This is a genomic window from Desulfosporosinus metallidurans, from assembly GCF_001936615.1.
GTDB classification, from domain to species: Bacteria; Bacillota; Desulfitobacteriia; order Desulfitobacteriales; family Desulfitobacteriaceae; genus Desulfosporosinus; species Desulfosporosinus metallidurans.
Genome location: NZ_MLBF01000167.1, coordinates 1 through 751, shown reverse-complemented (window position 1 = coordinate 751; position 751 = coordinate 1). Strand labels below are relative to the sequence as shown.

The 751-nt window shown below is 39.4% G+C and carries 1 protein-coding gene; it reads right to left on the bottom strand.

The window, feature by feature from the left end:
• Positions 1-73: 73 nt before the first annotated feature.
• Positions 74-751 (bottom strand): transposase (locus DSOL_RS26175; protein ID WP_139314642.1); only part of this gene is annotated, 678 nt, incomplete at its 5' end.

Here is a 751-nt window from a genome sequence, read left to right as displayed (position 1 = left end):
TGAGTCAATTTCATAATGTATAGTTGCTAAAGGTTAGTCCTTCAGAATTTTGGTATAACACTTTTTGAAAAATTTATGCAGCAATACGTTTAGATTTGTTCAATCGGTCTACGGCCAATTTACAGAGGGTATAGGCCAAGATAGAAAACTCGAAGTCGACTTTGGCTAAGTTTCCTCGATGTCGAATGTTGTTTAACTGAAAGTACTCTTTGAGATAAGCATTAACACGTTCTACGGCTGTTCTTTGTTTATAGAGTTCGAAGTAGCTCTCGCTTCCTCTGGCCGGAACAGTGTATTTTCTGGGGTCTGATGAAACCTTTACCTTGAATACTTTTTGACACTGGTTGTTTTCTTTCAGAGGACACTCTTTGCATTCCTTGGGTTGAGTATATTTCAACGTGTCGTATTGGGAATCATAGCTATCATATCGGTAGGAATGACCTTGTTGACACTTAGGGCGAAAGTATTTGTCCTTGTCTTCTGGTAGTTGTTCATTTCTTGGATTGTAATCGATGAGGGCCCTTGACCCTATGACTTTTGCTTGTTGGTAAATTGGGGTGTAATCGTAACCAGCATCTAAAAGCGTATAGGAAGGTTTCAAATTGGGACGAAGTTCATGTAGAGCTTTAAGCAGCGGAATCGCCATTTTCCCATCATTGACATTTCCCGACGAAAGCAAGGAACTTAAAATGTATTGGCTTTTACAATCCACGAGAAGATGACCTTTATAGCCGAACCAAAAGACGTTTTT